This is a genomic window from Micromonospora sp. NPDC047756, assembly GCF_055587245.1.
Genome location: NZ_JBVJGQ010000006.1, coordinates 627,467 through 650,579, shown reverse-complemented (window position 1 = coordinate 650,579; position 23,113 = coordinate 627,467). Strand labels below are relative to the sequence as shown.

At 71.4% G+C, this 23,113-nt stretch carries 24 protein-coding genes; 16 read left to right on the top strand and 8 right to left on the bottom strand.

The window, feature by feature from the left end:
* Window positions 1-37 precede the first annotated feature (37 nt).
* Window positions 38-538, top strand: coding sequence for an anthrone oxygenase family protein (locus ACZ6NZ_RS23110; RefSeq protein ID WP_366606612.1), 501 nt, complete (start codon window positions 38-40; stop codon window positions 536-538).
* 34 nt (window positions 539-572) lie between these two features.
* On the opposite strand, the gene ACZ6NZ_RS23105 is transcribed toward ACZ6NZ_RS23110, so the two are convergent.
* The gene (locus tag ACZ6NZ_RS23105; RefSeq protein ID WP_465860079.1) at window positions 573-1,046 is read right to left on the bottom strand and encodes a MarR family winged helix-turn-helix transcriptional regulator; all 474 of its coding nucleotides are present in this window, start codon (window positions 1,044-1,046) and stop codon (window positions 573-575) included.
* Window positions 1,047-1,183: 137 nt separating this feature from the next.
* On the opposite strand from ACZ6NZ_RS23105, the gene ACZ6NZ_RS23100 reads away from it, so the two are divergent.
* Together ACZ6NZ_RS23100 and ACZ6NZ_RS23095 are read left to right on the top strand one after the other, a co-directional pair.
* Window positions 1,184-1,744 carry an NADPH-dependent FMN reductase gene (locus ACZ6NZ_RS23100; protein ID WP_366606616.1) on the top strand — a complete coding sequence of 187 codons (561 nt, stop codon included), beginning with the start codon at window positions 1,184-1,186 and terminating at the stop codon, window positions 1,742-1,744.
* 117 nt (window positions 1,745-1,861) lie between these two features.
* Window positions 1,862-3,142, top strand: coding sequence for an MFS transporter (locus ACZ6NZ_RS23095; protein ID WP_465860078.1), 1,281 nt, complete (start codon window positions 1,862-1,864; stop codon window positions 3,140-3,142).
* Window positions 3,143-3,356: 214 nt separating this feature from the next.
* On the opposite strand, the gene ACZ6NZ_RS23090 is transcribed toward ACZ6NZ_RS23095, so the two are convergent.
* The 3 genes from ACZ6NZ_RS23090 to ACZ6NZ_RS23080 form a co-directional block, all read right to left on the bottom strand.
* Entirely contained in the window at window positions 3,357-3,842 is a 486-nt protein-coding gene (locus tag ACZ6NZ_RS23090) for a GNAT family N-acetyltransferase (RefSeq protein ID WP_465860077.1), read from the bottom strand.
* Window positions 3,843-4,251: 409 nt separating this feature from the next.
* A complete protein-coding gene (locus ACZ6NZ_RS23085) occupies window positions 4,252-5,271 on the bottom strand; it encodes a phosphotransferase family protein (protein ID WP_465860076.1) in 1,020 nt (339 codons plus the stop codon).
* Entirely contained in the window at window positions 5,268-6,341 is a 1,074-nt protein-coding gene (locus tag ACZ6NZ_RS23080; protein ID WP_465860075.1) for a LacI family DNA-binding transcriptional regulator, read from the bottom strand. Before ACZ6NZ_RS23080 ends, ACZ6NZ_RS23085 begins: the two co-directional genes overlap by 4 nt.
* A 93-nt stretch (window positions 6,342-6,434) precedes the next feature.
* Between ACZ6NZ_RS23080 and ACZ6NZ_RS23075 the strand changes: the two genes are divergently transcribed.
* The 9 genes from ACZ6NZ_RS23075 to ACZ6NZ_RS23035 all read left to right on the top strand — a co-directional run bounded on the left by ACZ6NZ_RS23075 (window position 6,435) and on the right by ACZ6NZ_RS23035 (window position 14,826).
* Entirely contained in the window at window positions 6,435-6,779 is a 345-nt protein-coding gene (locus ACZ6NZ_RS23075; protein WP_366606626.1) for a cupin domain-containing protein, read from the top strand.
* Entirely contained in the window at window positions 6,772-7,488 is a 717-nt protein-coding gene (locus ACZ6NZ_RS23070) for a cupin domain-containing protein (protein ID WP_465860074.1), read from the top strand. The genes ACZ6NZ_RS23075 and ACZ6NZ_RS23070 overlap by 8 nt, the downstream gene beginning before the upstream one ends.
* Window positions 7,489-7,655: 167 nt before the next feature.
* Entirely contained in the window at window positions 7,656-8,627 is a 972-nt protein-coding gene (locus tag ACZ6NZ_RS23065; protein WP_465860073.1) for an ABC transporter permease, read from the top strand.
* A 23-nt stretch (window positions 8,628-8,650) separates the two neighbouring features.
* A complete protein-coding gene (locus ACZ6NZ_RS23060; protein WP_465860072.1) occupies window positions 8,651-9,655 on the top strand; it encodes an ABC transporter substrate-binding protein in 1,005 nt (334 codons plus the stop codon).
* A 43-nt stretch (window positions 9,656-9,698) separates the two neighbouring features.
* Window positions 9,699-10,454, top strand: coding sequence for an ABC transporter ATP-binding protein (locus ACZ6NZ_RS23055; protein ID WP_465860132.1), 756 nt, complete (start codon window positions 9,699-9,701; stop codon window positions 10,452-10,454).
* Between the two features lie 38 nt (window positions 10,455-10,492).
* Complete coding sequence (locus ACZ6NZ_RS23050; protein ID WP_465860071.1) at window positions 10,493-11,644, top strand: Gfo/Idh/MocA family protein; 1,152 nt, start codon at window positions 10,493-10,495, stop codon at window positions 11,642-11,644.
* The gene (locus tag ACZ6NZ_RS23045) at window positions 11,641-12,792 is read left to right on the top strand and encodes a dihydrodipicolinate synthase family protein (protein WP_465860070.1); all 1,152 of its coding nucleotides are present in this window, start codon (window positions 11,641-11,643) and stop codon (window positions 12,790-12,792) included. The genes ACZ6NZ_RS23050 and ACZ6NZ_RS23045 overlap by 4 nt, the downstream gene beginning before the upstream one ends.
* Before the next feature lie 56 nt (window positions 12,793-12,848).
* Window positions 12,849-13,652, top strand: a complete 804-nt coding sequence (locus ACZ6NZ_RS23040; protein ID WP_465860069.1) for a sugar phosphate isomerase/epimerase family protein — start codon at window positions 12,849-12,851, stop codon at window positions 13,650-13,652.
* Window positions 13,645-14,826, top strand: a complete 1,182-nt coding sequence (locus ACZ6NZ_RS23035) for a purine-cytosine permease family protein (RefSeq protein ID WP_465860068.1) — start codon at window positions 13,645-13,647, stop codon at window positions 14,824-14,826. Before ACZ6NZ_RS23040 ends, ACZ6NZ_RS23035 begins: the two co-directional genes overlap by 8 nt.
* On the opposite strand, the gene ACZ6NZ_RS23030 is transcribed toward ACZ6NZ_RS23035, so the two are convergent.
* Window positions 14,823-15,347, bottom strand: coding sequence for a hypothetical protein (locus ACZ6NZ_RS23030; RefSeq protein ID WP_465860067.1), 525 nt, complete (start codon window positions 15,345-15,347; stop codon window positions 14,823-14,825). The genes ACZ6NZ_RS23035 and ACZ6NZ_RS23030 overlap by 4 nt on opposite strands.
* Window positions 15,334-15,771: a MarR family winged helix-turn-helix transcriptional regulator gene (locus tag ACZ6NZ_RS23025; protein ID WP_366606641.1), complete on the bottom strand. Its 438-nt coding sequence runs from the start codon at window positions 15,769-15,771 to the stop codon at window positions 15,334-15,336. The genes ACZ6NZ_RS23030 and ACZ6NZ_RS23025 overlap by 14 nt, the downstream gene beginning before the upstream one ends.
* 81 nt (window positions 15,772-15,852) lie before the next feature.
* On the opposite strand from ACZ6NZ_RS23025, the gene ACZ6NZ_RS23020 reads away from it, so the two are divergent.
* Window positions 15,853-17,175 carry a GNAT family N-acetyltransferase gene (locus tag ACZ6NZ_RS23020; RefSeq protein ID WP_465860066.1) on the top strand — a complete coding sequence of 441 codons (1,323 nt, stop codon included), beginning with the start codon at window positions 15,853-15,855 and terminating at the stop codon, window positions 17,173-17,175.
* Window positions 17,176-17,206: 31 nt separating this feature from the next.
* Here ACZ6NZ_RS23020 and ACZ6NZ_RS23015 read toward each other — a convergent pair whose 3' ends face one another.
* Window positions 17,207-17,497: a thiamine pyrophosphate-dependent enzyme gene (locus tag ACZ6NZ_RS23015; RefSeq protein ID WP_465860065.1), complete on the bottom strand. Its 291-nt coding sequence runs from the start codon at window positions 17,495-17,497 to the stop codon at window positions 17,207-17,209.
* A gap of 221 nt (window positions 17,498-17,718) precedes the next feature.
* Between ACZ6NZ_RS23015 and ACZ6NZ_RS23010 the strand changes: the two genes are divergently transcribed.
* Window positions 17,719-20,790, top strand: coding sequence for a S8 family serine peptidase (locus ACZ6NZ_RS23010; RefSeq protein ID WP_465860064.1), 3,072 nt, complete (start codon window positions 17,719-17,721; stop codon window positions 20,788-20,790).
* Between the two features lie 330 nt (window positions 20,791-21,120).
* Window positions 21,121-21,747, top strand: a complete 627-nt coding sequence (locus tag ACZ6NZ_RS23005; protein WP_465860063.1) for a hypothetical protein — start codon at window positions 21,121-21,123, stop codon at window positions 21,745-21,747.
* 53 nt (window positions 21,748-21,800) lie between these two features.
* Here the strand turns inward: ACZ6NZ_RS23005 and ACZ6NZ_RS23000 are convergent, their stop codons facing one another.
* Complete coding sequence (locus ACZ6NZ_RS23000) at window positions 21,801-22,445, bottom strand: alpha/beta fold hydrolase (protein WP_465860062.1); 645 nt, start codon at window positions 22,443-22,445, stop codon at window positions 21,801-21,803.
* Between the two features lie 196 nt (window positions 22,446-22,641).
* Here ACZ6NZ_RS23000 and ACZ6NZ_RS22995 point away from each other — a divergent pair, with 196 nt between their 5' ends.
* Window positions 22,642-23,097 carry a nuclear transport factor 2 family protein gene (locus tag ACZ6NZ_RS22995; protein WP_465860061.1) on the top strand — a complete coding sequence of 152 codons (456 nt, stop codon included), beginning with the start codon at window positions 22,642-22,644 and terminating at the stop codon, window positions 23,095-23,097.
* The last annotated feature ends 16 nt before the right edge of the window (window positions 23,098-23,113 follow it).

The following is a 23,113-nucleotide window of genomic DNA, read 5'->3' as shown; positions in this document are numbered from 1 at the left end:
TTTGATCAACGCGCACGGCAACGGGTGCAATAGTCGGATGGGAGTTCTGAGTACCGCGAGCCTGTTCGCCGCCACCCTCACCACCGGTCTGACCGCCGGGCTGTTCGCCGCCTTCGCGTACGCGGTCATGCCGGGTCTGGCCCGCACCGACGACCGGACGTTGGTGCTCGCCATGCGGCGGATCAACGAGTCGATCCTCAACGGGTGGTTCGCCGTGTGCTTCGGCGGCGCGCTGCTGTTCACGCTGGTGGCGGCGGCGCTGCACCTGGGGGCCGAGCGTCGGGCGGTGCTGCCGTGGATCGTCGCCGGGTTGCTGCTGTACCTGGTGGTGCTCGGCGTCACCGCCGCTGTCAACGTGCCACTCAACAACGTGCTGGCCCGCGCCGGCGACGTCGACGACGCCACCGACCTCGCGGCGCTGCGGGCGCGCTTCGAGGTCACCTGGGTACGCGGCAACGTGGTTCGTGCCGTCGCGTCGACCGGCGCTTTCGGCGTGCTGGCGTGGGCGCTGGTGGCCGAGGGCCGGCTGCTCGGCTGAGGCCGGATGGGCGACCGGCCGGGTCGCGGTTGCCTCAGTCGGTCGGCTCTGCCGTGCCGGCCTGCTGGAACGCGCGGGCCAACCGGGCGAGGTCGAAGCCCTCGAAGTGCTGGAGGAACCGGCGCCGCACGGCGGCCAGGTGACTGGGCCAGGATTCCTCCAGGCGGGCGTAGCCCGCGTCGGTGAGGACGGCGTTCCAGCCGCGCGCGTCCTCCTCGCACCGTTCCCGACGGACCAGGCCCTGCGTCTCCAGCCGCATGATCGTGCGGGTCATCCCGCTGAGCGAGAGGTAGCAGAGCGCGGCGAGTTCGTTCATGCGCATCCGCCGTTCCGGTGTCTCGGAGAGGTTCATCAGCGCGGTGTACTCGGTGAGCGGCAGCTGACGGTCACCGACCATGTCCGCGTCGATCGCGCGGGGCAGCACGTGCATCACCTGGCCCAGGGCGCGGACCAGGGATTCCTCATCCGGGGTGAGGGGTTGCGGAGTCGCTGCGGTGGGGTTGGACATCCTCCTAGCATACTTGCTTGACTCAGCAAGTGCTTACCCTCCGTGTGACCACGGCCATACGACAAGTATTTGCTTGACCAATCAAGCAGAGATAGCGTTTCCCGTCGTCAGGCAAGGACCTCTGAAAGGCGCCACACATGACCAGGATCGGGATCATCCTCGGAAGCACCCGCCCGGGGCGTAACGGCGAGGCCGTCGCCCGCTGGGTGCTCGAGATCGCCAAGCAGCGCTCCGACGCGGAGTACGAGCTGATCGACCTGCTGGACTACCAGCTGCCGCACCTCGACGAGGCGTACCCGCCCTCGATGGGCCAGTACTCCCAGCCGCACACCAAGCGGTGGGCCGAGACGATCGCGTCGTTCGACGGGTTCATCATCGTCACCCCCGAGTACAACCACTCGACCTCGGGTGCCCTGAAGAACGCGATCGACTTCCTCTACGCCGAGTGGAACAACAAGGCCGTCGGCTTCGTCAGCTACGGCTCGGTCGGCGGAACGCGCGCCGTGGAGCACCTGCGTCTGATCTCCGGTGAGCTCCAGATGGCCGATGTGCGCTCGCAGGTCGCCCTCTCGCTCTTCACCGACTTCGAGAACTTCAGCGTCTTCAAGCCCAACCAGTTCCACCAGGACTCGCTGACCACCACGCTCGACCAGGTGGTGGCCTGGAGCACGGCGCTCGCGCCGCTGCGCAAGGGCTGAGCACGTAGCGCCTTCCGGAAACGGCCGTGGGGGATCCCACGGCCGTTTCCGGACGTGGCGTGGTGTGACGCCGGCCACGGCCGACGCCGGGCGGGCGCGTTCACTACCCTTGGCGCGATGAGTCGATCCGCCGTCGCTGGTCGGGCTCCGCTGTGGCGGGACCGGACCTTCAGCACGTACTGGGTCGCTCAGTCGCTCTCGGCGGCCGGCGACTCGTTCGCCTACCTGGCGGTGCCGCTGCTGGTGCTCCAGGCGACCGGGTCGGTGGCACGGATGGGCCTGCTCACCGCCGTCGCGGGCGCGGCGTCCGTCGTCGCCGGGATCTTCGGCGGGGTGCTGGTCGACCGGTACGACCGCCGCACCCTCATGATCGTGGCGGATCTGACCCGACTGGTGCTCTACGCGCTGGTGCCGCTGGCGTGGCTTGCCGGTCCGCAGGTCTGGCTGCTCTTCGTCGTGCTGCCGATCTGCGAGGCGGTCGGCATGCTGTTCCAGGTCACCGCGGTGACCGCGGTCCGCAACCTCGTCGACTCCGACCGGATCACCGAGGCCAACGGCCGGCTGCAGGCGACGTACGCGGTGGCGGCCGTCCTCGGGCCGCTGCTGGCCGGTGTGGTGGCTGCCCGCTTCGGCCCGGCCACCGCCATCGCCGTCAACGCGGCGAGCTTCGCGCTCTCGGCAGCCGGCCTGTGGCTGATCCGACTGCGTCCCGTCCAGGTGGACGAGGGGGTGGCCCGGCAACGCCCGCTGGCCGAGTTCCTGGCCGGGGCACGGTTCCTGTGGCGTCAGCCCGTGCTGCGCGCGCTGACCGTCCTGTTGTCGGTCTTCATCTTCCTCACCTACGGTTTCGTGGACGTGTTGATCTACCACGTCACGCACGACCTCGGCGGCTCCGAGAAGACCGTCGGCACGGTGCTCGGCCTGGCGGCGCTGGGCACGGTCGCCGGCGCGCTGCTGGTGGCGCCGCTGCGCCGACGTCGCGGCTTCGGCGCCACCTGGATCGGCGCGCACGCGGTCTGCGGTTTCGCGGTGGCGGGGGTCGGCATCGCCACCACAGTGCCCGCGGTCACCACGTTGACCGCGGTGTACCTGTGCTGCCTCAGCGTCGGCGGGATCTGTTCGATGTCCCTGCGGCAGGAGATCACCCCCGATCACCTGCTGGGTCGGGTGACGTCGGCGTTCTGGAGCACGCACTACGCCCTCGGTCCGGCCGGTGCTGTCGTGCTGACCTGGGCCGCCGGCCGCTTCGGTGCGCCGGCGGTCACGCTCGTCGCCGGCGCGGGGTGCCTGCTGGTCGCGGTCGGCGGCCTCTTCACCCCGATCCGCCATGCCGGCGCGGAGCCGGCCGCCGGGCAGCCCGGACTGCGCCCGGCCCCGGCCGGAGGCACCGGTGGTTGAGACGCTATGGAGCTGATGTCGTAAACGATTCAAGCGGTGAGGGCGCTTCGGGCGGTGAGGGCGCTTCGGGCGGTGAGGGCGCTTCGGGCGGTGAGGGCGCTTCGGGCGGTGGGGGAGATCCGGGCGGCCCGGCCAGTGGCCGATTCGTTTGTGACATCAACTCCAAAGGCGCCGACCACCACTGTGGCCTCCTGAGGGAGCGGGGCGGGCGCGGTCAGAACTCCTGGTACATCACGTGCAGGCCGACCCGGCCCAGGGTGGGGTGACGAAACGCGCCCGGCACGGTGCCGACCACCTCGAAGCCCTCCCGCCGATACAACCGCACCGCCGAACCGTTGCTCTCCGCCACCGCGTTGAACTGCATGCCTTCGTACCCCTGCTGGCGGGCCCAGGCCAGGGCGTCGCGGCACAGCGCGGTCCCCACACCCCGGCCCCGCGCGGCGGCGGCGACCATGAAGCTGGCGGTGGACACGTGGGCGCCCGGCCCGGGCCGGTTGGCGCCCATCTTCGCGGTGCCGAGCACCCGCTCGCCGTCGACCGCCACGACGGTCCGCGCCGGCGCTGCCTCGACCCACATGGAGTACGACTGCTCGGCGGTCATCGCCGGGTCGTAGGTAAAGGTCTCCTGTGCCCGGATCACCTCCTCGATGATCGGCAACACCTGCGACCAGTCCCCGTCGACGAACTCCCGAATCAGCACCCGGGGAGGTTAGGCCCCGACAGCAGCCCCGGACAATCCGTTATCCGCTGGTGCATCCGATCGGCGTACCCGACGCGAAGCATGGGTCGTGACGAGACGTCACGGATCCGGTCGCTTCGACGAAAGGCCCGCTGATGAAGATCGCACGAATCGCCGCCCGGATGGCGGTGGGCGCCGTGGCCACCGCGCTGGCCACCACCGCGGTCGCCGTACCGGCCGCCCAGGCCACCAGCAAGCCCAAACCGCTCGGCACGACGTCACTCGCCCAGGTGCTCACCGACGGCACCGTGGCGCTGACCGCGTTCATCCCCACCGACGCGGCCTTCCAGCAGTTGGTCCGCGAGATCACGCAGGCGGACGCCACCCGCGACGGCCGATCGAGGGCCGGTCGCCCACCCGCGCCCCCACGTCAGCCCGAGGCGAGCGCGGCCAGCTCCTCGTCGAGCAGGGCCGCCAGCCGGGCGGACCGCCCGGGATGGCTCTGTGCGGTCATCCCACGGCTGGGCATCTCCACTGTCATCAGCAGGTACAGGTGCAACCGGTAGAGACCCAGCCGGCGGCGTGCCGAGGCGTCCAGCACCACCGGTTCGGGCGCGCCGGCCTGGTAACCGTGCATCAGGGGGTGCTCCGGCTCGTCCTCCACGCGTCGGAAGAGCAGCGGCGAGACCAGGTCCAGCAGTGGGTCGCCGTAGAGGAACCGCTCACCGTCTACCAGGCCGCGCAGCCGCAACCGGCCGTCCGCGTCGGGAGCCGCCAGCACGTTGCCGTCCCAGCAGTCGAAGTGCAGAAGCGCCGGTCGGCGTACCTCGTCGAGCACGTCGGCGTGCCGCCCCACCAGCGCGTGCAGTCGCTCGGGGGTCACCGGCAGTCGGACGTTCCAGTCGGCCGCGTCGGCCAGGAGCGCGTCGAGCATCGCCGTGAACGCCGCCCGCCAGGTCGGCCCGCCGGCCCGGTCGTCGTCGTACCCGAACCGCTCACCGGTCACCGCGTGCAACGCGGCGAGGGCCACCCCGAGGTCGTGGCGCACCGGGCCGTCGTCGAGGGCGACACCCGCCTCGGCCAGGCCGGACAGCGACCGGCCGGGAAGCATCGTGGTGACCAACCACTCGCCGTACGCCGGGTCGGCGTCGCGCCGGAGCACCCGGGGGACGGGCACCTGCGGCGCCCGCTGCGCGACGAGTCGGAAGTATCGCTCCTCGGCAGCGCAGAGCCCTCGCTCGTAGCGCAGCAGCGGCGTTCCGGCTGGCGGGGCCAGCTTCACCACCACCCGGCTGCCGTCGTCGAGCAGTGCCCACCAGACCGTCGCAAATCCGCCACCGGCCAGCGGGCCAGCGTCGCGGACCCGGGTGTGTGGGCCGAACGACGCGGCGATCAGGTGTGCCACGTCGGCGCGCGTGAGGCGCCGCTGGGTCGGGCTGACACCCGTCACGACGTGCTGTCACCCCGACGGGCGCGTGGCGCGGAACCCGCTGTGGCGCGGGTGGACCGGGGGACGGGACCGGCGGTGTCGCGGCGGACCAACTCGGCGGGGAGCACCTCGACCCGGGGCGTCGGGGCTTCGACGCCGAGCACCAGGGACATTGCCCGCACACCCATGTCGACAAGGGGCAGACGCACCGTGGTCAGCGCCGGGGTCACGTCCCGGGCGATCGGCATGTCGTCGAAGCCCAGCACCGAGATCTGCTGTGGCACCGCCATCCCACGCGCGCGCAGGGTGGCGAGCGCACCGATGGCCATCGAGTCGTTGAGCGCGACGATGGCGGTCAGCTCCGGATCGGCGTCGAGCAGTCGGGCGGTGGCCTCCGCACCACCGTCGCGGTCGAACTCCGCGTACCGGATGCGCCGTTCGGGCAGCTCGCGGCCCTGCTCGGTGAGGGCCTGCCGGAGGCCGGCGAGCCGGTCGGTGGTGGTGGTCAGGATGCGCGGGCCGGCGACCACGCCGATCGCCCGGTGCCCCAGCCCGCACAGCTCCCGCCCGGCGAGGTAGCCGCCGGTCCGGTTGTCCGGCATCACCGCGTCACCGGAGTGCTCGTGCCGGCCGATCACCGCCACCCGCCCGCCGGTGGCCTCGTACGCGGCGAGCTTCTCGTTGAGCTGCCGGGTGAACGCCTCGTCGTGGTAGCCCGAGCCGGCCAGGATCAGCGCCGCCACCTGGTGGCCGCGCAGCAGCTCCACGTACTCCAACTCGCGGTCCGGGTCCCGGTAGCTGTTGCAGATCATCAGCAGCCGGCCCTGGTCGGTGGCGACTCGTTGCAGCCCTCGGGTGATCTCGGCGAAGTACGGGTCGGAGACGTCGTGCACGATCACGCCGACAGCGCTGCGGTGCGAGCGGGCCAGCAGTTGGGCGTGCGCGTTCGGCACGTACTGCAACTCGGCGACGGCGGCGAGCACCCGTTCGCGCAGCTCGTCGGTGACCGGCTTGCTGCTGCCGTTGATGACGCGGGAGGCGGTGGCGGGTGAGACGCCCGCTCGGCGGGCCACATCGGACAGGGTCGCCATGGCCCGCCCCCTCGATCTGTTGACGACGTTTCGTCGTGCCGGCTAGCGTCACCGTACCGCAGAGAAAGCCCTTTCCCGCAGGGAGGCCCGGCCGTGTCCGATCGCTTCGCGGTACTTCAACTTGACGAACTTCCCGCCCGTCGCTGCTCGTGCGGGACCACCCGCCGGGGCTTCATAGCCGAGAGCGAGGGCCAGGCCAGCGTGCATCTGCTCCAGGTGCAGGACGCGGTGACCCATCACCACCGGGTCGCCACCGAGTACTACGTCGTGCTGGCCGGAGAGGGCGAGATCGAGCTGGACGGCGTCCGTCACCCCGCTCGGCCGATGTCCGCTTTCCTGATCAAGCCGGGCTGCCGGCACCGGGCCATCGGCGACCTCACCGTGCTGCTGGTGTCCCTGCCGGCCGCGGACGACACGGACGAGTACTTCGATGCGTGATCGGCCGGCGCCGCTACCCGGCGGGGTCGGGGTGTCCCGGCTGCGCGTCTACGACACGGTGGCCCCGGACGGCCTGGTCGGCGGCACCCCGCACGTGCACCTGTGCTGCACCGAGGGGTACGTGGTGACCGACGGCGAGGGCGTGGTGCAGACCCTGACCATGGCCGGCTATCGGGAGACGCCGCTGCGGCCGGGGGTGGTGGTCTGGTTCGAGCCGGGCACCGTGCACCGCCTGGTCAACGCCGGCGGGCTGAGCATCGTGGTCCTGATGCAGAACAGTGGCCTGCCCGAGGCGGGCGACGCGGTGCTGACCTTCCCACCCGAGGTGCTGGCCGATCCGGCCGCGTACGCTGCGGCGGCGGCGTTGCCCGACGGGGGAGCGCCGGGCGCGGACGTGCGCGTCGCGTACCGCCGTCGGGATCTGGCGGTGACCGGCTTCCAGGCGCTGCGGTCCGGTGGTCCGACGGCGTTGGCCGCGTTCCACGCCGCCGCGACAGCCCTGCGCCAGCCGTTGCTGACGCGGTGGCGGCAGCGGTGGGCGGCCGGCGCGGGCCGCGCCGCCGCCGACACCGCCGCTCAGCTCGACGCCCTGGAGCGAGGGGATGCGGGACACCTCGGCGACGCCGGGGTGTACGCGGTGGACGCACCGGTCGAGCGGGGCCGGTTGGGCATGTGCGGCCTCCTGGACACCTACCCGGCGGCCGGCTGACCGTCCCACCGGGACGGCTGTCGGAGGCGGCGAGGCATCGGTGGAAACTGATCGAGGAAAGGCCTTGCCCGGTGTGAGGGGGCCGCCTACGCTCCAGGAAAGCGTTTGCCTGATCCGCCGACCGGCCCGATCCATGGGCGTCGTGCCGGGCCCCGAGGAGGTTCCGCGTGACCGAGAACTCTCTGGACACGGCGGGTCGGCAGGCCGCCGCCGACCTGGCCGGCGGTGCGCGAGCCGCCACCGCCGGGCCCGGCGGCACCGATGCGCCGCAGGACCGTGACGGCGCGCCGCCGTCCACTGTGGGGAAACCGCCACCCGGCGGCGGTCGACCGCCCCGTCCCACGCCCGCTCGCCGGGCGGTGACCTTCGCCGACTCGCTGTGGCGTCCGGCGCTGGTGCTCGCGGCCTTCTTCGCCGCCTGGTGGTTCGTGGCGGCCCGCGAGTACGTCCCCAACTATCTGGTGCCCACCCCCGGCCAGGTCTGGGAGACGATGACCACCCAGTGGTCCGAGCTGGCCCGGCACACCCTGGTCACCCTCTACGAGACAGTGCTCGGCTTCGTGCTCGCCGCCGCGTTGGGTCTGGTCACCGCTGTCGCCATCGCCTACTCCCGCACCCTGGACAAGGCGCTCTACCCGATCGTCCTGTTCGCACAGGTCATCCCGAAGATCGCCATCGCGCCGTTGCTGGTGGTCTGGTTCGGCCTCGGCCTCACCCCGAAGATCATTCTGGCGGTGCTCATCGCGTTCTTCCCGGTGGTCATCTCCGGCGTGGCCGGGCTGCGCTCCACCGACCCGGAGCTGCTCGACCTCGCCGCCACGATGGGCGCCGGACCGTGGCGCACCTTCCGCAAGATTCGCTTCCCGAACGCGCTGCCGCACCTGATGGCCGGCCTGAAGGTGGCCGTCACCCTCGCCGTGGTCGGTGCCGTGGTCGGTGAGTTCGTCGGCGCCAGCGAAGGGCTCGGCTACGTCCTGCTGCTGGCCAACGGCAACCTCGACGCCCCACTGCTGTTCGCCGACCTGATCCTGATGTCCGCCATCGGCATCGTCCTGTTCGTCCTGGTCGAGATCGCCGAGGCACTGCTCATTCCGTGGCACGCCAGCCGCCGGGCCGGCGTGTCCCTCACCACCTCCTGACCGACCCCATCACGGAGGCACCGATGAAACGCACCGCCACCACCATCCTGGCCACCGCCGCCCTGCTGCTCGCCGCCACCGGCTGCGGTGGGGACGACCCCGCCGGCAAGACCGGCGCGGACGGCAAGAAGCAGGTCACCCTCACCCTCAACTGGGTGCCCTACGGCGAGCACGCGCCCTTCTACTACGGCCTGCAGAAGGGCTACTACTCCGCCGAGGGCATCGAGCTGAAGATCCTGCCCGGCAACGGCTCGGGCAACACGGTCAAGCAGGTCGCCCAGAAGCAGACCGACTTCGGCTGGGCCGACAGCCCGGTGCTGCTCAAGTCGGTGGCAAGCGGGATGCCGGTGCGCAGCCTCGGCGCGTACCTGGAGAAGGGACCCTCCTCGGTGGAGTTCTTCACCGAGGAGAACATCAAGACCCCGGCCGACCTCAAGGGCAAGACCGTCGGCGGCACGCCCGGCGACGCCCTCTACGCGACCTTCCCGGCCTGGCTGGAGAAGAACGGCCTCCAGAAGGACGACGTCAAGGTGGTCAACGTCGACGCCGCCGGCAAGATCGCCGCCCTGGCCGAGGGCAAGGTCGACGCCATCATGGGCTTCTTCCACGACCAGGCCCCGACCATCGAGAGCAAGACCGGCAAGAAGGTCGACGTGCTGCTCTTCGCCGACTACGGGATGAACCTGCTCGGCACCGGCCTGATCGCCAACACCCAGACCCTGCAGAAGGACCCGGAGCTGGTCCGCAAGTTCGTCAAGGCCACCCAGAAGTCCTGGGCCGACGCCGCCCGGGACCCGGCCGGCGCGGTGAGCGCGATGACGGCCCTGGCCGAGAACGAACCGGCGCCCGAGGTGCTCACCAAGCAGCTCACCCTCAACCTGCCGCTGATCGGCGCGGACGGCCCGCCCGGGGTCAACACCGAGGCCCAGTGGAGCGAGACCATCGACCTGATGTCCCGCTACGCCGAGCTGAAGGACCCGGGAGCGCCCAACGCGTACTGGGACTCCTCGTACGCGGCGCAGGGGTGACCCGGTGACCGCCGCGCCGGCAGCCACCGGCACCGCCATCGGAATGTCCGGCCTGACCGTCCGGTTCACCACCCGACGGACACAGACCACCGCGTTGGACGACGTGTCGCTGAACATCGAGCCGGGCGAGTTCGTCACGATCGTCGGCCCGTCCGGCTGCGGCAAGTCCACCCTCCTGAAGATCGTCGCGGGGTTGGTCAAGCCGACCAGCGGTGAGGTGTCGCTGCTGGAGCGCCCGGTGCGCGGTCCGCAGAAGGAGATCGGCTTCGTCTTCCAGAAGGCCGCGTTGCTGGAATGGCGCGGCGCCCGAGCCAACATCCTGCTCCAGGCCGAGATGCGCGGCATGGACCGGGCGCAGGCGGCCCGCCGGGCCGACGAACTGATCGAGATGACCGGCCTCACCGGCTTCGAGAAGGCTTTACCACACGAGCTGTCCGGCGGCATGCAGCAGCGGGTGGCGCTCTGCCGCGCGCTGCTGCACTCCCCGCCGGTGCTGCTCATGGACGAACCGTTCGGCGCCCTGGACGCGCTGACCCGGGAGCAGATGAACGCCGAACTGCACCGGATCTGGCGCGAGACCGGGACCACGGTGGTGCTGGTCACCCACTCCATCGCCGAGGCGGTCTTCCTCGGCACCCGGGTCGTGGTGATGAGTCCGCGGCCCGGCCGGATCATCCGCACCTTTTCGGTCGAGCTGCCGGCGCACCGCGACTACGCGCAGGTGATGTCGGACCCCCGCTTCGACCGGCTCGCCACCGACCTGCGTGGGTTGCTCGGCAGCGCAGCCGCCAACCACTGAGCGCGGATCGGCACGACCAGCACGACGGAAGGAACACCATGACCCGCAGGTCGATCGGCATCATCGTCAACGGCGTGACCGGACGGATGGGCTACCGGCAGCACCTCGTCCGGTCGCTGCTGGCCATCCGCGAATCCGGTGGTGTGGCGTTGGCCGACGGCACCACCATCTGGCCGGAACCGGTCCTGGTCGGGCGCAACGAGACGAAGCTGCGGGAGATCGCCGAGCGGCACGGGCTGACCGAGTGGACCACCGACCTGACCTCGGCGCTGGCCCGCGACGACGTCGAGATCTACTTCGACGCGCAGGTCACCCAGCAGCGGGAGAAGGCGATCCGGCAGGCCATCGAGGCCGGCAAGCACATCTACACGGAGAAGCCCCTCGCCGAGGACACCGCGGCGGCCCTCGACCTGGCCCGGGCGGCGGACGCGGCCGGCGTCCGCACCGGTGTCGTGCAGGACAAACTCTTCCTGCCCGGTCTGCGCAAGCTCAAGCGCCTCATCGACGGCGGCTTCTTCGGCCGGATCCTCTCGGTGCGCGGCGAGTTCGGGTACTGGGTCTTCGAGGGCGACTGGCAGCCCGCCCAGCGGCCGTCGTGGAACTACCGGACCGAGGACGGCGGCGGCATCGTGGTCGACATGTTCCCGCACTGGCACTACGTGCTGGAGGAGCTGTTCGGCCGGGTCACCGCCGTCTCCTGCGTGACCGCCACCCACGTGCCCGAACGGGTCGACGAGGCCGGTCACCCGTACGCGGCCACCGCCGACGACGCCGCGTACGGCATCTTCGAACTCGACGGCGGTGTGATCGCGCAGATCAACTCCTCCTGGGCCGTGCGGGTCTACCGCGACGAGCTGGTGGAGTTCCAGGTCGACGGCGTCGAGGGCAGCGCCATCGCCGGCCTGCGTAACTGCCGGGTGCAGCACCGGGCCCTCACCCCGAAGCCGGTGTGGAACCCGGACCTGCCGGCCACCGAGGACTTCCGCGCCCAGTGGGCCGAGGTGCCCGACAACGAGGAGTTCGACAACGGCTTCAAGGTGCAGTGGGAGGCGTACCTGCGGCACGTGGTGGCCGGTGAGCCGTTCCGGTGGGACTTCCTGGCCGGCGCGCGCGGCGTGCAGCTCGCCGAGCTGGGGCTGCGCTCGGCCCGCGAGGGCGCGCGTGTCGAGGTGCCGGAGCTGCGCTCATGAGCGCCGAGGTGGTGTTGCCCGGTGGACGGCGACACCGGCTGGCCGGGGGTGGCGGCTTCGCCGCGCCGGACGCGCCGGCGACCAGCCGGATCGCGTACGCCGCCGCGCACGTGGTCGCCGACCCGGGCGCGGAGAACGTGCCGGGTGCCCCGGCGGCGGTGGACTGGGACACCACCCTCGCCTTCCGACGGCATCTCTGGTCGTACGGGCTCGGGGTCGCCGAGGCGATGGACACCGCCCAGCGGGGGATGGGGCTGGACTATCCGGCCACCCGGGAGCTGATCCGCCGCAGCGCCGCCGAGGCCCGCGCGGTCGGCGGTCGGATCGTCGCCGGGGTCAACACCGACCAGCTGCCCGCCGGCCCGGCCACCCTGGCGGCGGTCACCGCCGCGTACGCCGAGCAGCTCGACGACGTTCGCGCCGCCGGCGCCCGACCGGTGCTGATGTGCAGCCGGCACCTGGCCGCCGCCGCACGCGGCCCGGAGGACTACCTGCGGGTGTACGACGAACTGCTCAGCGCCGCCGACGAACCGGTGGTGCTGCACTGGCTGGGTCCGATGTTCGACCCGGCGTTGACCGGCTACTGGGGTGCGGTCGACCTGGACCTGGCCGCCGACACGGTGATCGAGCTGATCAAAGCGCGCCAGTCCATGGTGGACGGCATCAAGGTGTCGCTCCTGGACGCCGACCGGGAGGTCGCGTTGCGCCGCCGCCTGCCGGCCGGGGTACGCCTCTACACCGGTGACGACTTCCACTATCCGGAGCTGATCCGGGGTGACGAGGTGGGTCACTCCGACGCGCTGCTCGGGGTGTTCGCGGCCATCGCGCCGGCCGCCGCCGCCGCGCTGGCCGCCCTGGACCGGGGGGACCTGCCGGCGTACGACGAGATCTTCGGGCCCACAGTGCCCCTGGCCCGGCACCTGTTCGCGGCGCCGACCTGGCACTACAAGACGGGGATCGTGTTCCTGGCCTGGCTGGCCGGGCACCAGGACCATTTCACGATGGTCGGTGGCGCGCAGTCCGGCCGCTCTCCGGCGCACCTGGCCACCCTGCTCACCCTGGCCGACGCGGCCGGGCTGCTGCCCGACGCCGACCTGGCCGCCGCCCGCGCCCGAGCGCTGTTCACCGTGGCGGGGGTGGAGCAGTGAGCGCGAGGAGCGAGCCGGTTGTGCGAGCCCCGCAGTCGCGAGCGGAGAGCAGCCCAGTGAGCCTCGCCCGGTTCTCGTTCAACCAGGCGACCGCCCAGCGCTGGCCGTTGCCCGACGTGGTGGCCGGGTGCGTGGCGGCCGGCGTGTCGGGCATCGGCCTGTGGCGGGAGCCGGTGGCCGAGTACGGGTTGGCCCGATCGGCGAAACTGGTCCGCGACGCCGGCCTCGCCGTCACGTCGCTGTGTCGGGGCGGGTTCTTCTCCGCCGACGACTGGCGCGCGGAGAACCTGCGGGCCATCGAGGAGGCCGCCGCCCTGGGCGCCCCGGAGCTGGTGCTGGTCTCCGGTGGGCTGCCGGTCGGCAGCCGGGACGTCGACGGCGCCCGGCGTCGGGTCGCCGACGCGATCGGCGAGCTGGCACCGCACGCCGAGGCCGCCGGGGTGCGACTGGCCATCGAGCCGCTGCACCCGATGTTCGCCGCCGACCGGTGCGTGATCGCCACCCTCGGCCAGGCGTTGGACATCGCCGAGCGGTTCGACCCGACGGTGGTCGGCGTGGTCGTCGACGCGTACCACGTCTGGTGGGACGACACGGTGTACGCGCAGATCGCGCGGGCGGGCGAGTGGATCGCCGCGTTCCAGGTGTGCGACTGGGTGACCCCGCTGCCGGAGGGGGTGCTGCTCGGCCGGGCGTTGCCCGGCGACGGCTGCATCGAGCTGCGTCGGCTGCGCGAGGCGGTGGACGCGGCCGGCTACGTCGGCCCGATCGAGGTGGAGGTCTTCTCCGCCGAGGTGTGGGCACGTCCGGGCGCGGAGGTGCTCGACGCCGCGATCGCCGGCTACCTGCGCCACGTTGCCTGACAGCCCGAAACGGCGGTGGCCGGCGGCTGTCGGCGCGTGGCTGGGCATCGGCACCGCACCCGCCACGCTGGTCCTCGGCGCGGCGATGGCCGCCCGACACGGCGGGGCGGTGCCGGTGGCGGGGCTGCTGGTCGGCGGGGCGCTGATGGCGGCCCTGCTCTGGGGGCAGGGCCGGATCGGGCTGCGTCGGCCGCTCGGCGACGGCGGGACGTTGACAGCGGTGCTGCCCGCGTACCTGGGGGACACCTCGCGGCTGCTGCTGGCGGTGGTGCTGGCCGTGTCGATGGTCGGGTGGAACGGGTTCAACGTCGGGCTCGGCGGGGCCTCGCTGGCCGCGCTGACCCATCTGCCCGGCTGGGCCGGGCCGGTGCTGCTGGAGGTGGCGGTCCTCGCCGTCTCCTGGGCGCCGGCCCAGTTCGGTAACCGGGTCGCGGTGGTCACCACGCTCAGCGCGGTGGTGCTGGTCGGCTGGTGCCTGACGGTGCTTCCCCCACCCGGTGCGCCGGTCCGCCTCGCCAACGGCGGGCTCGCCGACGCCGCCGCGCTGATCGGGTACGCGGCCGTGTTCGCGCTGCGCGCACCGGACTTCAGCGTGGGCCTCTCCCGAAGGCGGGACCTGGCCTGGTGCGTGGGGCTGCTGGTCGGGCCGGCGCTGCTCGGGGTGCTCGCCGGGGCCGGCCTGTGGCTGCGGACCGGCTCGGCCGACGTGGTCGCGCTGCTCGCCGCCGGCTCGGGGCTGGCCGCGTACGCGAATCTGTTCGTCGCGGTGGCGGTCTTCGCGGCGGCGCTGACCACCATGTACTCCGGTTCCCTGGCGTTGCGTGGCCTGGCTCCCCGAGTGCCGGCGCGGGCGGCGATGCTGCTCGTCGCGGTGCTCGGCGGGATGCTGGCGGTGGCGCGGTTCGACCGTCTGGTGCTGCCCTGGCTGACCCTGCTGGCCGCCGCGTTGCCGGTGCTGGTGGTGCCGATGGCAGTGGAAGCGGCGGCCCGCCGTCGCGGTCATGCCCCGCGTACCGTGCCCGCCTGGTGCTGGATACCACCGGCGCTGCTCGCGGTGGTCTGCACGCTCGCCGGGGTGGGTGTCGCGCCGCTGCTCGGGCTGGCCCTGGCCGCGGCGTGCACGGTGCTCTGGCGCCGCCGAGGTGGCGCGGGCCAGTCGGTTGGTGGCGCTTAGCGGGTGGCGTGCGAGCCGTGGTCGCTGACCTGGGCGTCGAACCAGTGGTGCAGGGCATCGCGAAGCGCCGCGTCGTCCGTGGAGTAGGTGGCGCGTGCGCCGTCGGGAACGGCTTCGTACGTGATGGCGATCCGTCCGCCGTGCGCCCGAAGGGTTGCCAGGCCCGGCATGTCGGTGCCGTGGATGCGGGCGGGGTCGCCGAAGTCACCGCGCCGGAACCGATCGACCTCGGCGCTCAGGTGCTGTTGGACCAGGGTGACCTGGGTGATGTCCCGGGGGTCGTCCGCGACCACGGTCTGCACGCCGCCGGTGTCGGTCGTCGTGAAGCGGTGCGTGGTGCGTTCCAGGTCGAACGGCATGACCGAAGCGCCGCGTTCGGCGACGTCGGCCTGTCGTTCGGAGGTGGTCGTTGTCGGTGTCGACGGCGCGGCGTCGTCGGCGCAACCACCGATCAGCGCGGCGGCGGCGACGGCTGCCAGGAGGAGAGCCCGATGGGGGCGAGGGCGGTCAGAACGTTTCACCGGTGGCCTCCGCGAGGGTCTGGAGCGCACGCACCACTGCCGCGCGCTGGTCGTCGGGCACGCGATCGAGCAGGGCGGTGAGCCGGGCCCGACGGGCATCGGCCTGTCGGGCGGCGGCCGTGGTGCCCGCGGGAGTCAGCAGGAGCAGGACGCCACGGCCGTCACCCTCGGCCGTCTCTCGGTGCACCCACCCCCGGTTGACCAGGTTGGTGACCAGGCGGCTGACGCTGCTCTTCTCCAGACGCAGCCGGCGAGCCAACTCCACCTGCCGGAGCTGCCCTTCCCGGGCGATCTCCACCATGGCGTGAGCTTCCGACACCGGTAGGGGCTGCCCGCAGGGTGTCCGGTCGGGCTGATGGAGACCGAAGTTGCGGACGAAACGCATCAGCGCCTCCTGCGCCGCGTCGAGCTCACCAGCCTGCATGGTTCGACGGTACAACCAGATGGTTCGGCCGTGCAACCATTGTGGAGAGAGTCCGCATCGGAACCCCTGGGGAGACACGGCATGACACCGGAGAGCGACCGATACGTGGTTCGGTCCGGCCGAGCCAGCGACGCCGTCGAACTGGCCCGCCTGCACGCCTCGGTTCAGCTCCAGGCGGTGACCGACGGCCGGCCGCACCCAGGCATCGCTGCCTGGGTGGAAGACCTGCTGGACGGTCACCCATCCGTCGTGCCCGACGACTTCCTGGTCGCCGAGGATTCGGCCACCGGCCGCCCGGTGGCAAGTCTGGTGGGGCTGCGGCAGCACTGGAGCCTTGCCGGGGTTCGGCTGCCCGTGGCCCAGGTCGAGCTGGTCGGAACGGCACCCGAGCACCGGGGCAACCAGCTCACCGAACGGATGTTCACCGCACTGCACCAGCGGTACGCGGCCGATGGGGTGCCCGTGCAGGTGATCGAGGGGATCCCGTACTTCTACCGGCGGCTCGGCTACGACTACGCCCTGGCGAACGACGGCGCTCCGACGGTGCCCGCCACAGTGCTGCCGGCCATTGCGCCGGACCGATCCAACGGCCTCGCGGTCCGCCCGGCCACCGTCGCCGACGCGGACGCGCTCGCCCGCATCGACCGACGGCTCGCTGGCGGGGACGTCCTGCTCTGCCCGAGAGACGCCGCGGTGTGGCGGTATGAGATCGCCGGTCGCCGTCCGGCGGATCTCGCCCGGCGGGAGGTCACGGTGCTGGTCCAGGGCATCGATGTGAGCGGCTACCTGGTGCACGGTTCCCGGCTCTCCGCAGCCGGCGAGCTGAACGTGTTCGCGGCCGCGACCAGTCGATCGGCCGACTGGCCGCAGGCTGCCGCCGCCATGCACACACACCTCGCTCAGGTAGGGCGGCGGTACGAGGCGTCGGCACCGGGGCCGTTCACGGCGGTCCGCCCCATCCTCGGCCCCGAGCACCCACTGGTCCGGCTCAGCCCGGCTGGCGTGCCGAGGCGGCCCAGAGGCTGGTACGTCCGCAGCAGTGACCCGGCCGACCTGCTTGCCCGGCTGCGGCCGCTCTTACAGGCCCGCTGGCAGGCAGCCGACCTGCGGTGGCGTGAGCCGACGATGACCATCGACATGTACGGCCGCGCCGCCCGGCTCGAATTCACCGACGGCAGGCTGAGTGGGGTGAGCGTCCTGCGCGGCGCCATCAGCCCGTCCACCGAACCCGGAACCCACGCCGCCATCCCGCCGGGCGCCCTCCTTCAGTTGGCCCTCGGACACCGCACCCTGCCGGAGGTGCTCGATGCCTGGCCGGACTGCCTCCTGCCGGATCGCCGTACCGAGGACTTCCTGACCGCGGCCTTTCCCCGGGTGCCGGTCCAGGTCTGGCCTCGCAACTGACCAGTGCTCGGCAGTGGTTGGACGGCGGGATCTAGGCGGCGGGCGGGAGGGTGGCGTCGATGAGGTGTGGGCCCGGCTGGTTCAGTGCCGCGGAGAACTGCTCCGCGAGTTCCTCGGCGGTGGTGGCGCGGGTGGCGGGCATCCCGAACGCGGTCGCCAGTCCCACGAAGTGTCGGGGCGCGCCGGCGGTGGCGGCGGCGAGGGTCGTGCCGGAACTCACCGACTCGTCGATGATGATGACCCGCTCGGGCAGCAGCGCCGCGATGACGTCGGCCAGGACGTCAAGGTGCCCGCGCCGGCGGGCCTGTCCCGACTGAGGCACCGACGGCGTCGCTGCTCGGACCGGGGCGTACGCCCTGCTCCCGCGGCATCCAGAAAACATGATCTAGGCGCGGCCGGCAGAACGTGATCTTATACGCACCGGCGATCCGTAACACCGCGCAAACCATCGATTAACCATCGGCGGCTTAGGTGGGGGAGCGCTCCCATGAGCGGGTCGCGATCGATGAGCAGCTCCACAAGGGAGCAACCGAAAGGAGCCTCGTGGCTACAGGCACGAGCGGAAACAGGCTGCGAAGACTGGCGATACCGACGCTGGTCGTCGCCCTGATCACCGGTACCACCGGTGTCGCGGGAACGGCGTTGGCGGCACCCTCGGGGTCGCCGGGTAACGGCAGTGGCGGCGGCTACTTCACCGCCGGGTCCGACACGTCGGTCACCCTGACCGACGGGGCCGACCGCCGACCCGGCGGCAACCGTGCGACCACGCCGAAGGCAGCCGTCGACAAGACCGGCCCCGGCATGTACGTCGTCGAGTTGGCCGAGGACCCGTTGACCACGTACACCGGTGGGGTGTCCGGTCTGGCCCGGACCCGCCCGGCGGCGGGCAACCGGCTGGACGTGACGTCCACGCCGTCGCAGGCGTACCGCCGGCACCTCGACACGCAGCGGGGCGCCGTCGCCGCCGCGGCCGGGGTCACGGTCAACGCCGTCTACACCACCGCCTTCAACGGGTTCTCGGCGAAGCTGACCACCCAGCAGGTGAGCACGTTGCGGGCGGACAAGCGCGTCCGCGCCGTCACCGCCTCGCGGGCCCTCGGCACCCCCTCCGCGCCGCCCACCGCCAGCACGCCGACCGCCGACAACCCGACGCCCGCCACCTCGGGTGACGCGGACCAGTCGGCGGCGACGGACCGTTCCGGCCGGCCGGTCAAGCCCGGCCCCGGCACCGGCGCGGGCATGGTGATCGGCGTCCTGGACACCGGCATCTGGCCAGAAAGCGCGTCGTTCGCCAAGAAGATGCCCGCTCCCGCGAACTGGCACGGCACCTGCCAGACCGGTGTGGCCTTCGTGGCCGCGCACTGCAACGGCAAGATCGTCGGTGCCCGGTACTTCGCCGACTCGTGGTTGGCCGGCGGCGGCTCGGTGCCCGAGGGTGAGTTCCTGTCCCCCCGCGACGCGTCCGGGCACGGCACCCACACCGCCTCCACCGCGGCCGGCCTGCCCATCGCGAACGTCACGATCGACGGTCGCCGCTACGGCCCGGTCACCGGGGTGGCCCCGGATGCCCAGATCGCCGTCTACAAGGTGCTCTGGGGCGGCATGGGCTACGACGCCGACATCATCGCCGGAATCGACGCCGCCGTCGCCGACGGTGTGCAGGTGCTGAACTTCTCGATCGGCTCCGACCTCGGCGACTGGGAGGCCAACACCCCGATCGGTGTGGCGTTCCTCAACGCCTCGCTGGCCGGGGTCTTCGTCGCGGCGTCGGCCGGCAACACCGGCATCGTGAGTGGAGCCATCAGCAACGCGGCACCCTGGGTGACCACCGTCGGCGCGGCGGTGACCAAGCTCGACGAGGCCACCGCCAAGCTGGGCGACGGCACCAAGCTGGTCGGCGGCTCGCTGGACGCCCTGCCCGGCGGAGGCGCACTGCCGCTGGTCTTCGGTGACCAGGCCGGCTCGCCGGATCTGGGCGCGGTCTACTGCGAGCCCGGAAGTTTGGACCCCGCCAAGATCAAGGGCAAGGTCGTCGCCTGCGCGCTGTCCGACATGTTCGGCTCCGCCGCCGAGATCAAGGCCAAGGGCGGTGCGGCCATGATGGTCTTCGACCCGCCGGGCAACTACCGGATCAACTCCATCTTCAACTTCCCGGTGGTCTACCTGCCGACCGAGAAGCAGGCCGGCACGCTGTTCAACTACCTGATGCGCCACCCCACCGACGCGACAGTGTCACTGCGCACCGGCGGCGACGGTTCCAGCGTCCCCGGCATCCCGAGCGTGGCCGACTTCTCCTCCACCGGCCCGGACAAGACGACCCTCGGCGTCTTCAAGCCGGACCTGGTCGCGCCCGGATCGAACATCATCGCCGCGGTCTCACCGGCCGGCAACTTCGGGCGACAGTACGACGCGTACTCCGGCACCTCGATGGCCTCGCCGTACGTGGCCGGGGCCGCGGCGATCCTGCGCGCCACGCACCCGGACTGGTCACCCGGCGCGGTCGCCTCCGCGCTGCGCACCACCGCCACCGACACCGTCGGCACCAGCAGCCCCCTGGAACAGGGCAGTGGCTTCATCAACCTGCCCCGGGCCACCGACCCGGGACTGGTCATCGAGCCCACGGCGGCCGAGCTGATCGAGTTCAGCGAGACGACCGAGCCCGATGGAAAGGCCCTCAACCTGCCGGCCATCTCGTTGCGCGAGTACGACGGGACCCGCCCGATGAGCCTCACCCGGACCCTGACCAACGTGGGCAAGGCGCGGGAGACCTACCGTTCGTCGGTGTCCGGCCTGCCCGGCATGAAGGTCACCGTGTCGCCGGCATCGGTGACCCTGGCCCCCGGCAAGTCCGCGACGGTCACCATCACGCTGCGTCGAGGCAGCGCACCGTGGGACCGGTACGTGACCGGGTCGATCACCTGGCAGGGTAAGGCCCACAGCGCCCGGATCCCGGTCGCTGCCCGTCCGTGGGGCATCTCGGCCCGGCCGTACGCCGACGACGGCGAGGAGTTCGCCCGGATGACCAACGGCGCCTTCGGCATGGTCCAGCCGGGCTTCACCGGCCCGCTCGTCGGTCGCAGCACCGGTTACACGCCGATGCGGCGCACGTCGTACTCGATGCCGGCCGGCGTCTACGGGGGCGTGTTCGACCCGAGCGCCACCGGAGTGAAGAAGGTCGACTTCACGGTGCCGGCGAACACCGCCGGCATCGTCGTCGAGGTCAACACCGCCGACCCGAACACGAACCTGGATCTCTACCTGTACAAGGGCGACACCCTCGTCTACAGCAGTGACAGGTACTGGACCAGCGCGGAGCAGGCGTACGAGTTCCTGCCCGAGCCGGGGCGCTACAGCGCGTACGTGTTCGCACAGTACCCCGGTGCTCCCGTCGTCGACTTCGACCTCGGTCACGCCATCATCGGGCGAAACGCCGCGTATTCGGGTGCCACCCTCACGCTGCCCACCACGTCGGAGCGCGGCCAGGGCTTCAACTTCACGCTGAAGCCGAACAAGCCGCTGGCCGAGGGTGACTTCTGGGCGTACACCGAGTACAGCACCAACGGCACCGTGATCCCCGGCAACCTCGTCTACACCCAGCAGAGTTCCTGGCAGTAACCGTTCAACCAGAGGTGGGGCGGTGCCGTCGTGCACCGCCCCACCGTCGCTTCCGAAACGGCCGGACCGGTGCTCGGCCCCGCCGCTCACTCGGCGCCGCAACGTAGATCTTGGACAGTTTCCGTTACGCGATAACGGAAACTGTCCAAGATCTAGGTTGCCGGCTCCCGGGTCAGCGTCACCGTCACCGTGGGGGCCGTCTCACCCGCTGGCGGCTGGGCTCGTACGCCCGTTGAGTCGATCGTCAGGGGCGCAGCGCACAATTCACCTGTGCCGAATTCTCTGAGCCTGCGCATCGTGGTCCCCGACCCCACGGAGGTCGGCTCGTCCGTGCAGGTCCGCCCGATCGTCGACGGTCGGGACATCCTCGACGAGGTGTTTTCCGAGGGGCCAGGAGCGCAGCCGGAGGAGCTGCTCGCGCCCCAGGGTCCGCTTAGCGCCGACGTCGAGCCGCACGAAGCGAGGCTCGCCACCGCGATATGCGCCGAGAGTTGCTGCGGCGCGATCTACGTGACCGTTTACCGGGACGGCGATCAGGTTGTCTGGGGGAGCTGGCGAAACCCCGACGACGCGTCGGTCGATCTGCCGGAGTTCCGGTTCGAGGCCGACGAGTACCGCCGCCAACTGGATCAGGCCCGGTTGAACACCACCTGGGAGTGGCCCGCGCGAACGGTCGCCAGACTTCTGGAGGAGAAATTGCGTGACGCGCCCGAGTTGCTGGCGCACTGGAACTGTGAACTGCACGCCGTAGCCGCGTGGCCGTGGCGGCGTGACGAGGTCGTGGTGCTCCTGTTTCACCCCGGACGCCCGACCACCTACCCGGACCGTCCATGGCAGCAGTTGCAGCTCGTGTTCCCGGTGCTGCAGGACGATCTGGCCGACCAGGTCGACCGGCTGTTCGCGCAACTCACGGTCGTGGACCCACGCCCGAAGGCCAGCGTCTGCGGCGGCGGATGACGAGCCTGCCCAGTCGCCCGAAGGGTCGGACGGTGACGGCCGCGGTCACGCTTTCAGGCCAACGGGTACGCGGTCAGGCGATCGGCGAGTTGCTTCGGGTGGCTGAGTGACACACAGTGCCCGCCGTCAATCTCGTTTGGAACGACGCCGAGTCGGTCGGCGGCAACCCGACGCTGGAAGTCCGCCGGGAAGAACCGGTCCTCGCGGGCGAGAAGCACCGTCGTCGGCACGTCTGGCCAGGCGTCCAGGGGCCACGGCTCGTCGCCCTCCGCGCTGACCTGGTCCCGGCTGTGCGATGCCGCCTCGGCGATGATCTCGGCCGGGACACCGTTGAAGAACTGTTGCTCCTCACTGAGCCCTTCGACGCTGCGGTAACCGGTGTTGGCCCACCAGTCACCCGGCTTCTCGCCAGGTCTCGGGACCATCGGTGTGAGCAGGACGAGCAGCCGTACCGGCAGCTTGTCGGCGACGAGCGGCGCGGTGAACGCACCGTACGAGTGCCCGACGACCACGAGGTCGCCCCGGTCGCCGATCGCGTCGACGACCGTCTGGCAGAACTCGGCGAACCCCGCGGATCTGTCCTCGATCGGCAGTTCCGGCACCACCACGTCGTGGCCCCGGCTGGTCAGCTCGGGGACGAGGAGATGCCAGTCCCAGGCGCTGCCCCCACCGCCGTGGATCAGAACGAAAGTCGCCATGCCTCGTAGCCTCACACACACCTACGACACGCGCCTCGGTCGGTGACGATGCGGTAGGTACCGGCAAGGAGAGCGCTTCGGGGCAGTCAGATCGAGGCTGAGGTCAGTAGGGTGCCGTCGTTGGGGTACCAGCCACCCCTGAGGTAGTCCTCGGCGTGGCTCCGGTGACATCTACCGATCGCGAAGGAAGCCCGGCATGCGCAGCCCACGTGAGACATTCCTTCGACTGGTGAACGGTGTCTGCGACGGTCCGTACGAGGACCTGGCCGACCTGTACGCCGAACAGACCCACGTGACGCATCCGTTCCACCCGCTCGACCCGCCGCCGCTGCGGAGCCGCAACGAACTGCACGAGCACTTCACCTCGCCGCCTCCGGTCGCCCGGACGCTGGTCCGTAAGCCGGTCGACGTGACAGTTCATGAGACTGCGGACCCGGAGGTGATTGTCGCCGAGTTCGCCTACCAGGGGCGGGTAGCCGAGACAGGTGAGGCGTTCACGGTGCCCTGCGTCTTCGTGATGCGTATCCGCGACGGGCTCATCATCGAGTCCAGGGATTACATCGACCCCATCGCCAGCGCGCGGGCCTGGGGTCAACTCGAGAGCCTTCTGACCGCACTGCGTCCGCAGGAGGCACCCCCATCGAGGGCGTAGCCGTACCGTGATCCGC

Coding starts and splice junctions, on each gene's coding strand:
- ACZ6NZ_RS23110 (WP_366606612.1), top strand. CDS start 38: ATGGGAGTTCTGAGTACCGCGAGCCTGTTCGCCGCCACCCTCACCACC.
- ACZ6NZ_RS23105 (WP_465860079.1), bottom strand. CDS start 1,046: ATGTCCAACCCCACCGCAGCGACTCCGCAACCCCTCACCCCGGATGAG.
- ACZ6NZ_RS23100 (WP_366606616.1), top strand. CDS start 1,184: ATGACCAGGATCGGGATCATCCTCGGAAGCACCCGCCCGGGGCGTAAC.
- ACZ6NZ_RS23095 (WP_465860078.1), top strand. CDS start 1,862: ATGAGTCGATCCGCCGTCGCTGGTCGGGCTCCGCTGTGGCGGGACCGG.
- ACZ6NZ_RS23080 (WP_465860075.1), bottom strand. CDS start 6,341: ATGGCGACCCTGTCCGATGTGGCCCGCCGAGCGGGCGTCTCACCCGCC.
- ACZ6NZ_RS23070 (WP_465860074.1), top strand. CDS start 6,772: ATGCGTGATCGGCCGGCGCCGCTACCCGGCGGGGTCGGGGTGTCCCGG.
- ACZ6NZ_RS23060 (WP_465860072.1), top strand. CDS start 8,651: ATGAAACGCACCGCCACCACCATCCTGGCCACCGCCGCCCTGCTGCTC.
- ACZ6NZ_RS23055 (WP_465860132.1), top strand. CDS start 9,699: ATGTCCGGCCTGACCGTCCGGTTCACCACCCGACGGACACAGACCACC.
- ACZ6NZ_RS23050 (WP_465860071.1), top strand. CDS start 10,493: ATGACCCGCAGGTCGATCGGCATCATCGTCAACGGCGTGACCGGACGG.
- ACZ6NZ_RS23045 (WP_465860070.1), top strand. CDS start 11,641: ATGAGCGCCGAGGTGGTGTTGCCCGGTGGACGGCGACACCGGCTGGCC.
- ACZ6NZ_RS23025 (WP_366606641.1), bottom strand. CDS start 15,771: ATGCAGGCTGGTGAGCTCGACGCGGCGCAGGAGGCGCTGATGCGTTTC.
- ACZ6NZ_RS23020 (WP_465860066.1), top strand. CDS start 15,853: ATGACACCGGAGAGCGACCGATACGTGGTTCGGTCCGGCCGAGCCAGC.
- ACZ6NZ_RS23000 (WP_465860062.1), bottom strand. CDS start 22,445: ATGGCGACTTTCGTTCTGATCCACGGCGGTGGGGGCAGCGCCTGGGAC.
- ACZ6NZ_RS22995 (WP_465860061.1), top strand. CDS start 22,642: ATGCGCAGCCCACGTGAGACATTCCTTCGACTGGTGAACGGTGTCTGC.